Annotated in this window: 10 protein-coding genes; 7 read left to right on the forward strand and 3 right to left on the reverse strand. The window is 70.0% G+C overall.

Annotated elements, in window-relative coordinates; translation table 11 throughout:
- Window positions 1-5: 5 nt before the first annotated feature.
- Together dapE and K9U40_RS20300 are read left to right on the forward strand one after the other, a co-directional pair.
- A complete protein-coding gene (gene dapE, locus K9U40_RS20295; RefSeq protein ID WP_282891941.1) occupies window positions 6-1,166 on the forward strand; it encodes a succinyl-diaminopimelate desuccinylase in 1,161 nt (386 codons plus the stop codon).
- Window positions 1,167-1,180: 14 nt separating this feature from the next.
- Window positions 1,181-1,942, forward strand: a complete 762-nt coding sequence (locus K9U40_RS20300; RefSeq protein ID WP_282891932.1) for an alpha/beta hydrolase — start codon at window positions 1,181-1,183, stop codon at window positions 1,940-1,942.
- A 119-nt stretch (window positions 1,943-2,061) separates the two neighbouring features.
- Here the strand turns inward: K9U40_RS20300 and rpmB are convergent, their stop codons facing one another.
- Both rpmB and K9U40_RS20310 read right to left on the reverse strand, forming a co-directional pair.
- On the reverse strand, window positions 2,062-2,367 hold the full coding sequence (gene rpmB, locus K9U40_RS20305; RefSeq protein WP_282891933.1) for a 50S ribosomal protein L28: 306 nt from the start codon (window positions 2,365-2,367) through the stop codon (window positions 2,062-2,064).
- Between the two features lie 161 nt (window positions 2,368-2,528).
- A complete protein-coding gene (locus K9U40_RS20310; protein WP_282891934.1) occupies window positions 2,529-3,449 on the reverse strand; it encodes a LysR family transcriptional regulator in 921 nt (306 codons plus the stop codon).
- Window positions 3,450-3,756: 307 nt separating this feature from the next.
- On the opposite strand from K9U40_RS20310, the gene K9U40_RS20315 reads away from it, so the two are divergent.
- The 5 genes from K9U40_RS20315 to mmsB all read left to right on the forward strand — a co-directional run bounded on the left by K9U40_RS20315 (window position 3,757) and on the right by mmsB (window position 8,279).
- Window positions 3,757-5,253 carry a CoA-acylating methylmalonate-semialdehyde dehydrogenase gene (locus K9U40_RS20315; protein ID WP_282891935.1) on the forward strand — a complete coding sequence of 499 codons (1,497 nt, stop codon included), beginning with the start codon at window positions 3,757-3,759 and terminating at the stop codon, window positions 5,251-5,253.
- A 70-nt stretch (window positions 5,254-5,323) separates the two neighbouring features.
- Window positions 5,324-5,548: a FitA-like ribbon-helix-helix domain-containing protein gene (locus K9U40_RS20320; protein ID WP_282891936.1), complete on the forward strand. Its 225-nt coding sequence runs from the start codon at window positions 5,324-5,326 to the stop codon at window positions 5,546-5,548.
- Window positions 5,545-5,970 (forward strand): type II toxin-antitoxin system VapC family toxin, encoded by a 426-nt coding sequence (locus K9U40_RS20325; RefSeq protein ID WP_282891937.1) that lies wholly within the window; start codon window positions 5,545-5,547, stop codon window positions 5,968-5,970. Before K9U40_RS20320 ends, K9U40_RS20325 begins: the two co-directional genes overlap by 4 nt.
- A gap of 1 nt (window position 5,971) precedes the next feature.
- A complete protein-coding gene (locus tag K9U40_RS20330; RefSeq protein WP_282891938.1) occupies window positions 5,972-7,114 on the forward strand; it encodes an isobutyryl-CoA dehydrogenase in 1,143 nt (380 codons plus the stop codon).
- Window positions 7,115-7,382: 268 nt separating this feature from the next.
- Window positions 7,383-8,279, forward strand: coding sequence for a 3-hydroxyisobutyrate dehydrogenase (gene mmsB / locus K9U40_RS20335; RefSeq protein WP_282891939.1), 897 nt, complete (start codon window positions 7,383-7,385; stop codon window positions 8,277-8,279).
- Window positions 8,280-8,528: 249 nt separating this feature from the next.
- Here mmsB and yihA read toward each other — a convergent pair whose 3' ends face one another.
- Complete coding sequence (gene yihA, locus K9U40_RS20340) at window positions 8,529-9,191, reverse strand: ribosome biogenesis GTP-binding protein YihA/YsxC (protein ID WP_282891940.1); 663 nt, start codon at window positions 9,189-9,191, stop codon at window positions 8,529-8,531.
- Between the last annotated feature and the right edge of the window lie 182 nt (window positions 9,192-9,373).

The following is a 9,373-nucleotide window of genomic DNA, read 5'->3' on the forward strand; positions in this document are numbered from 1 at the left end:
CCCCCTTGGCCACCCCCTCGGCCACCGCAGCCGATCCGGTGGCGCTGGCGGCCGAGCTGATCCGCGCGCCCTCGGTGACGCCGCGCTCCGCCGGCGCGCTGGAGCTGGTGGCCGGGAGGCTGGAGGCCGCCGGATACCGGGTGGAGCGGCTGACCTTCGAGACCGGGGGCATCCCCATCCCCAACCTGTATGCCCGCATCGGCACGGACAGCCCGAACCTGTGCTTCGCCGGCCATGTGGACGTGGTGCCGGAAGGCGATACCGCCCAATGGGCCCACGGCCCCTTTGCCGGCACGGTGCAGGACGGCGTGCTCTACGGGCGCGGGGCGGTGGACATGAAGGGGGCGGTGGCCGCCTTCCTCGCCGCCGCGCTGGCGCACGGCAAGCCGGCGAGGGGAAGCCTCTCCTTCCTCATCACCGGCGACGAGGAGGGCCCGGCGCTGGACGGCACGGTGCAGGTGGTGGAATGGCTGAAGGCCAAAGGCGAGACCATCGACCATTGCGTGCTGGGCGAGCCCACCAACCCCGACGCGCTGGGCGACGCCTTCAAGGTGGGCCGGCGCGGCAGCCTCTCGGGCATCATCACGGTGAAGGGGGTGCAGGGCCACGTGGCCTATCCGCACCTTGCCGACAATCCCGTTCCCCGCCTCGTGAAGCTGGTGGCCGCGCTCACCGCCGCGCCGCTGGACGAAGGCTCGGACTTCTTCCCGCCCTCCAACCTGGAAGTGGTTTCGGTGGACGTGGGCAATCCCGTCTTCAACCTCATCCCGGCGCAGGCCACCGCGCGCTTCAACGTGCGCTTCAACGACCGGTTCTCGCTGGAGAGCCTGAAGGGCGAGATCGTCCGCCGCCTCGATACGGCCGGCGCGGCCTATGCCCTCGACTTCCAGCCGGGGGCGAGCCAGAGCTTCCTCACCGCCCCCGGCCCGTTCACCGACCTTGTCGCCGACGCGGTGGAGGCGGTGACGGGGCGCCGGCCCGAGCCCTCCACCTCGGGGGGCACGTCCGACGCGCGCTTCATCAAGGATCTCTGCCCGGTGGTGGAATTCGGCCTCGTCGGCCGCACCATGCACAAGGTGGACGAGGCGACGCCGGTGGCGGATGTCCACGCCCTCACCGCCATCTACGGCCGCATCATCGCGCGCTATTTCGCGACGTTCGCCTGAACCGGACCGGACCCATGCCCCTGAACGAGACCTTCTCCCGCCTCGACGTGGGCGATCGCGACATTGCCGTGCGCGCGGTGGCCGGGGCCGCGCCGGGCCTGTTCTGGCTGGGCGGCTTCAAGTCCGACATGACCGGCACCAAGGCCGAGCATCTCGCCCAATGGGCCGCCGACCACGGCCGCGCCAACGTGCGCTTCGACTATTCCGGCCACGGCACGTCCGGCGGCGCCTTCGAGGACGGCACCATCTCGCGCTGGCTGGAGGAGGCGGCGGCGGTCTTCGACGCCAAGACGCACGGCGAGCAGGTGGTGATCGGCTCGTCCATGGGCGGCTGGATCGCGCTTCTGCTGGCGCGCCTGCTGGCGAAGCGGGGCGAGACGCGCCTCAGGGGGCTGGTGCTGGTGGCCCCGGCTCCGGACTTCACCGAGGACCTCATGTGGGCGCGCTTCCCACCGGATGTGCGCGCCGTCATCGAGACAAGCGGGCGGTTCGAGAAGCCCTCGGCCTATTCCGATTCGCCCTATGTGATCACCCGCGCCCTCATCGAGGACGGGCGCCGCCATCTGCTGCTCGGGGCCCCGTTCGCGGTGGGCTGCCCGGTGCGCATCCTGCAGGGGGCGCGGGACGAGGACGTGCCGTGGGACCACGCCATGCGCCTCGTGAGCTGCCTCGCCGAGGACGACGTGGTGTTCTCCCTCGTCAAGGACGGCGACCACCGCCTCTCGCGCCCGGAAGACCTGGAGCGCCTGACCGACGCGGTGGCGCAGCTGGCGTGAGAGCCAGCCCCGGACCCACGGCAACGGGACGCCCGGCCGGAAACGACAAAAACCCGCGGAGGCATGGCCACCCGCGGGTCGATTCGTCGAAAACAGCGCCCGGAGCCCCGGGCACAGCCTCAGGCCGCGGCGGGTTCCGCCTCGGCGGCCGCAGCCTTGGCGATCAGGCGCTTGAACTCGAGCGCGCGCGGGGACAGCTCCTCGTCGCGGGCCTTCTTGAGGAAGGCGTCGAGGCCGCCGCGATGATCCACGCTCTTGAGCGCGTTGGCGCTCACCCGCAGGCGGATGGTGCGCTTCAGCGTCTCGCTCTCAAGGGTGACGTTGCACAGGTTCGGGAGGAACCGGCGCTTGGTCTTGTGGTTCGAGTGGCTCACCGTGTGGCCGCTCAGAACCCCCTTGCCGGTCAGATCACACCGCCGGGACATGGCAGAAGTCCTTCTTATCTGGTCTTCAGCAGGGAACGCGAAGCTGGGCCAGACGACCCTGCCGCACTCACCCGCTCTATCGGGAAGCGGCTCGTATAGGGGCAGAGCGCTGCTGCGTCAAGGTATGAGAGGACGCGGCGGCGCTTCCCCCGCCGCCCGGATCACCCCGGCAGCAGCACGCCCCTGCCCTTCTGTACCACGCCGGCGATGAAATCCGCCGCCACGCGGATGCGGGCGAGGTCGCGGGTGTCGGTGTGGGTGAGCAGCCAGAAGGTGCGCGTCAGCCCCACCTCGCCGGGCAGGATGGGCACCAGCGCGTCCGGCCGCTCCCCCGCGAACAGGTCCGCCATGAAGCAGGGCAACACGCACACCCCCGCCCCCGCCTGCGTCGCGGTGAGTTGGGCAACGAGGCTCGAACTCTTCAGCCGAACGCGGATGTCCTTGGCCACCAGGGGCACGTAATCCAGCTCCGGCGCGTAGATCAGGTCGTCCACATAGCCGATGAAGGGGTGGCGCTGGAGGCCGGCACGGCTCTCGATGGGCCCGTGCCGCTCCAGATAGGCCCGCGCCGCATAGAGCCCCAGCCGGTAGTCGGTGAGCTTGCGGGCGTGCAGCCGTCCCTCCTTCGGCCGCGACAGGGAGATGGCAATGTCCGCCTCGCGCTTCGACAGGGAGAACAGGCGCGGCATGGCGAGGAGCTGGATGTCCAGCTCCGGGTGCAGGTCGGCCAGCGCCGAGATGCGCGGGGCGAGGAAGAAGGTGCCGAACCCGTCCGGCGCGCCGATGCGCACGGTGCCGGCGACGCCGAGGTCCGCGCCGCCGATCTCCCCCTGCGCCGCCAGCGCCAGGGTCTCCATGCCCTCGGCGGCGGCCATCAGGCGCTCGCCGGCGGCGGTGAGGCCGTAGCCGTGGGGCCGGCGGTCGAACAGCTTCGCCCCCAGCGCCGCTTCCAGCGCGCCGATGCGCCGGCTCACCGTGGAATGTTCCACCTTCAGCCGCGCCGCCGCCACCGTGAGCCGCCCCGCCCGCGCCACCGCGAGGAAGAAGATCAGGTCCGACCACTCGAAATCGCCCGCGCGCACGGCTCTCCCTCATGTGATTCCGGCGGCCGATGGCCCCATCGGCCGCCATGACAAGCCCGCGCGGCGCCCGGCTCCGGCCTTGGCCGGAACCGGTCTCAAGATCCGCAACGCGGGAATAGCCGGGCTGCGGAGCGACACGCTTGCTCCACCGGTCGAAGACCGGGGCGGTTGATGTGAATTGGCGCACATCAATGGTGCGGAGATTGCCGTAGCTGTGCACAAAAAGATAGGGCAATGTGCCGGCCAATCAAACGGCGCCCCCGCGGCGCCGGACGCATTGGAAACGCACCACGAGGGAACACCCATCATGCGCGAGATCGGCCATTTCATCGGCGGCAAGCACGTGCCCGGCACGTCGGGCCGCTATGCCGACGTCTACCAGCCCATGACCGGCGAGGTGATCGCCCATGTGGCCCTCGCCTCCACCGACGAACTGAACGCCGCCGTGGCCAACGCCAAGGCGGCGCAACCGGCGTGGGCCGCCACCAATCCCCAGCGCCGCGCCCGCGTGCTGATGAAGTTCCTGGAGCTGGTGCAGCGCGACTACGACAAGCTCGCCGACCTCCTCGCCCGCGAGCACGGCAAGACCGTGCCGGACGCCCGCGGCGACATCCAGCGCGGGCTGGAAGTGGTGGAGTTCGCGGTGGGCATCCCCCACCTCATGAAGGGCGATTATTCCGACGGCGCCGGCCCCGGCATCGACATTTATTCCATGCGCCAGGCGCTGGGCGTGGTGGCGGGCATCACCCCGTTCAACTTCCCGGCCATGATCCCCATGTGGAAGTTCGGCCCCGCCATCGCCTGCGGCAACGCCTTCATCCTGAAGCCGTCCGAGCGCGATCCCGGCGTGCCCATGCTGCTGGCCGAGCTGATGCTGGAAGCCGGCCTGCCGCCCGGCATCCTCAACGTGGTGAACGGCGACAAGGAATCGGTGGACGGCATCCTCGACCATCCGGACATCCAGGCCATCGGCTTCGTGGGCTCCACCGCCATCGCCCAGTACATCTATGCCCGTGGCGCGGCCAACGGGAAGCGGGTGCAGGGCTTCGGCGGCGCCAAGAACCACATGATCATCATGCCCGACGCCGACATGGACCAGGCCGTGGACGCTCTCATCGGCGCCGGCTACGGCTCCGCCGGCGAGCGCTGCATGGCCATCTCGGTGGCGGTGCCGGTGGGCGAGGACGCCGCCGAGCGGCTGCTGGAAAAGCTGGTGCCCCGCGTCGAGAGCCTCAAGATCGGCCCCTCCACCGACGGATCGGCGGACTTCGGCCCCCTCGTCACCCGCGAGGCGGTGGAGCGCGTGAAGGGCTATGTGGACCTCGGCATAAAGGAAGGCGCCAAGCTGCTGGTGGACGGCCGCGGCTTCAAGATGCAGGGCTATGAGAACGGCTTCTACATGGGCGGCTGCCTGTTCGACCATGTCACCGCCGACATGCGCATCTACAAGGAGGAGATCTTCGGACCCGTCCTCTCCGTGGTGCGCGCCCCCGACTATCACGAGGCCCTGCGGCTTCCCACCGAGCACGAATACGGCAACGGCGTCGCCATCTACACCCGCGACGGCGACGCGGCGCGCGACTTCGCCTCCAAGGTGAACGTGGGCATGGTGGGCATCAACGTGCCGATCCCGGTGCCGCTAGCCTACCACACCTTCGGCGGCTGGAAGCGCTCGGGCTTCGGCGACCTCAACCAGCACGGGCCGGACGGCGTGCGCTTCTACACCAAGACCAAGACCGTCACCTCCCGCTGGCCCTCGGGCATCAAGGACGGCGCGGACTTCGTCATCCCCACCATGGGGTGAGGACCCGTCCTTGCGCGCGACATCTCGTGCTATCATTTTTGATAGCACGAGATGAACGCAGGGGGAGGCCATGGCCCAGGTGCTGATCCGCAACATTCCCGACGAGACCCTCAACGTCTACCGGGAGCGGGCCAAGCGGAACGGGATCTCGCTGGAGCAGGAGATCCGCAACCTGCTGGAGCGGAACCGGCCCTATACGCCGGAGGAGCGGGTGGCGGTGTCGCGGTATTTCCGCTCACGCACCAAGCCCTCTCCCCCCTTGACCCTCGATGAGATCCGCGAGGGCAGCAAGTGAGCCGTTTCATCGTAGATGCCTCCATCGCGCTGAAATGGTTCTTCGACGAGGGCGACGAAGCACAGGCCGAAGCCCTTGCCGCCTCCGGCGCCACCCTTCTGGCGCCGGTTCTGATCCAGACGGAAGTCGCGAACGCCCTGTGGAAGAAGGGCCGGACGGGAGCGGTGACGGTGACCGAGGCGATCGACATCTGCGCCCAGCTGCCTGCATTCTTCGAGCGGCTCGTTCCAGTAGAGCCGCTGCTTCCCGAAGCCATTGCGCTGTCGTTCCGGCTGGATCACCCCATCTACGACTGCATCTATCTCAGCCTTGCCCGCGATGCCGATTGCCCGCTCGTGACCGCCGATCGCCGACTGGTCCAGAAGACCAGGGGCGAAGCCGGCCTGCCGAACCTCATCCCCCTCGATCACTGGCGCCCCTGACATGTTCACGCTCACCGAGGACCAGATCGCCATCCGCGACATGGCGCGGGATTTCGCGAACGCCGAGATCGCCCCCTACGCCGTGGAGTGGGACGAGAAGAAGCATTTCCCCGTCGAGACCCTGCGCGCCGCAGCGGCGCTCGGCATGGGCGGCATCTATGTGAAGGAGGACGTAGGCGGCTCCGGCCTCTCGCGCCTCGATGCGGCGCTGATCTTCGAGGCGCTGGCCACCGGCTGCCCCGGCACGGCGGCTTTCCTCTCCATCCACAACATGGCCACCTGGATGATCGACCGCTTCGGCGACGACCACCAGCGCAATGCGTGGGTGCCCCGCCTCACGAGCATGGAGCACATCGCCTCCTACTGCCTCACCGAGCCGGGCGCGGGATCGGACGCGGCGGCGCTCAAGACGAAGGCGGTGCGCGACGGCGATCATTACATCGTGGACGGCCAGAAGCAGTTCATCTCGGGGGCGGGGGCCTCGGACATCTATGTGGTGATGGTGCGCACCGGCGGGGACGGCCCCAAGGGCATCTCCACCCTGGTGATCGAGGCGGGCACCCCCGGCCTCTCCTTCGGCGCCAACGAGAAGAAGATGGGCTGGAACGTGCAGCCCACCCGCGCCGTCATCTTCGAGGGCGTGCGCGTGCCGGTGCAAAACCGCCTCGGCGCGGAGGGCGACGGCTTCAGGATCGCCATGGCCGGGCTTGACGGCGGGCGGCTGAACATCGGCGCCTGCTCGCTCGGCGGCGCGCAGGCGGCCCTCGACAAGACCCTCGCCTACATGCGCGAGCGCAAGGCGTTCGGGCAACGGCTCGACGCCTTCCAGGCGCTGCAATTCCGCCTCGCCGACATGGCCACCGAGCTGGAGGTGGCGCGCACCTTCCTGTGGCGCGCGGCGGCGGCGCTGGATGCCAAGACGCCGGACGCCACCAGGCTCTGCGCCATGGCCAAGCGCTTCGCCACCGACGCCGGCTTCGATGTCGCCAACGAGGCGCTACAGCTCCACGGCGGCTACGGCTACCTCGCCGACTACGGGGTGGAGAAGATCGTGCGCGACCTTCGGGTCCACCAGATCCTGGAAGGCACCAACGAGATCATGCGGCTCATCATCTCCCGCGCGCTGATCGCGCAGGGGAACTGAGCAGGCGGGAGGAACCGGCCCGTTCCCTCTCCCGCGTGCGGGGGAGGGCTGGGGAGGGGGCAGTCCCTTTCCGCAAACATCATTGCCGGGGGAGAGGCACCAGCCCCCACCCTGACCTCCCCCGCACGCGGGAGAGGGTTCGCACCGCGACCGGCCGTAAGGCTGGGGCGCAGAGATTGAGGCCGGAAGAACCGGCTAGCTCCCTCTCCCGTTTGCGGGGGAGGGTCGGGGAGGGGGCAGGCCCCCTGTCGCATCGGGGAGGAACCACATGACCACCATCGCATTCATCGGCCTCGGCAACATGGGCGGGCCCATGGCCGGCAACCTGGTGAAGGCCGGCCACAGCGTGCTCGGCTTCGACCTCGCCCCGGCCGTCATCGAGGGCGCCAAGGCGCGCGGCGTCGCCATCGCCGACAGCGCGAAGGCGGCGGTGGCGGCGGCGGATGTGGTGGTCACCATGCTGCCCTCGGGCAAGCACGTCATCGGCGCCACCACCGGCGCCGACGGCCTGTTCGCGGCGGCGCGGCCCGGCACCCTGTTCATCGACAGCTCCACCATTGATGTCGCCTCCGCCCGCGCCTTCCACGAGGCGGCCAAGGCGGCAGGTCATGCCAGCGTGGATGCCCCCGTCTCCGGCGGCGTGGGCGGGGCGGAAGCGGCCACACTCACCTTCATGGTGGGCGGCACCGACGAGGCCTTCGGCGCGGCCAGGCCCCTGCTGGAGCTGATGGGCAAGAAGATCGTGCATTGCGGCGGCGCCGGCGCCGGCCAGGCGGCGAAGATCTGCAACAACATGATCCTCGGCATCTCCATGATCGCGGTGTCGGAGGCCTTCGTGCTGGGCGAGAAGCTGGGCCTCTCCCACCAGGCGCTCTATGACGTGGCCTCCACCTCGTCCGGCCAGTGCTGGTCGCTGACCACCTATTGCCCGGTGCCCGGCCCGGTGCCCACCAGCCCCGCCAACCGCGACTATGTGCCGGGCTTCGCCGCGGCACTCATGCTGAAGGACCTGAAGCTCTCGCAGGATGCGGCCGAGACCGCGGGCGCGGCCACGGCGCTGGGCGCGGCGGCCACCGCCCTCTACACCGCGTTCGCCGCCGAGGGGAACGAGGGCAAGGATTTCTCCGGCATCGTGGAGTGGATCCGCACCCGCGACGAGACCTGACGACAGCCCCCTTCACGCCCCGGACACGCGAAGGCGAAGCCTGGGCGCCGATCCTGGGCGCCGATCCTGAGCGCCGATCCGGGACGGGAGGGAAAATGCCGCGACGCAGGCGGTCATTTCAGCGCGGGGCGGAAAAAGCCGCCTGCGGCGGCCTCTCGCGCCGGGCTCCGGCTCCCCTTCCGCGCCGCTTGGCGCGGCAGCGGTCGGCCGGGGCACGAGGCGCGTTCATCCCGCGCCGCCTTGCAGCCCTCACCCCTGCTCGTCGAGGAGACGGGCCACCGCCGCGCGCAGCTCGGGGAAGCCGGCGCCGGTCTCGCTGGAGGTGGGGAAGACCTGCGGATAGGCCGCCGGCCGCCGCCGGATCTTCTCCTGCACGCCCGCGATCACCCCGGGCAAGGCGGAGGGCTTCACCTGGTCGGTCTTGGTGAGGATGATGGCGTAGGACACCGCCGCCTTGTCGAGCAGGTCCAGGATCTCCTCGTCCACCGGCTTGATGCCGTGGCGGCTGTCGATGAGCACGAAGACCCGGGCGAGGTTCACCCGGCCGCGCAGATACGCCTTGATGGTGCGGGTCCAGGCGTCCACCTTCTCCTTCGGCGCCTTGGCGAAGCCGTAGCCGGGCATGTCCACGAGGCTGAGCTCGGGCCCCACCCGGAAGAAGATCAGCTCCTGCGTCCGCCCCGGCGTCACCGAGGTACGCGCCAGCGCCTTGCGCCCCGTCAAGGCGTTGACGAGGGAGGACTTGCCCACGTTGGAGCGGCCCGCGAGCGCGATCTCCATCCCCTGCATGGGCGGCAGGGTCTCGATGGTGGGGGCGGCGCAGATGAAGTTCCACTCCCCGGCGAACAGCAGGCGGCCGGGTTCAAGGAAGGGATCGGGCGCGTCGGCGGGCGCGGGAACGGTGTCGGTCATAGGGCCTTATGGTTGAGGCGGAGCAAGGGCGCAAGGCGGGCCTGAGGCGGAACCCGCGCGTTCGCGCCGGATGAAACGGGCGGGGATGGAACGGGCCACGGGCCGTCCCCCGCCGCAAGCCGCCCGCCCGCTCACCGCCGCCCGGCGCCGAGGAAGGTCTCGGCGAACCAGCGGTCCAGCGT

Origin of the sequence: Xanthobacter autotrophicus, from assembly GCF_030015065.1 — a bacterium.
In the GTDB taxonomy this organism is placed as follows: domain Bacteria; phylum Pseudomonadota; class Alphaproteobacteria; order Rhizobiales; family Xanthobacteraceae; genus Xanthobacter; species Xanthobacter autotrophicus_D.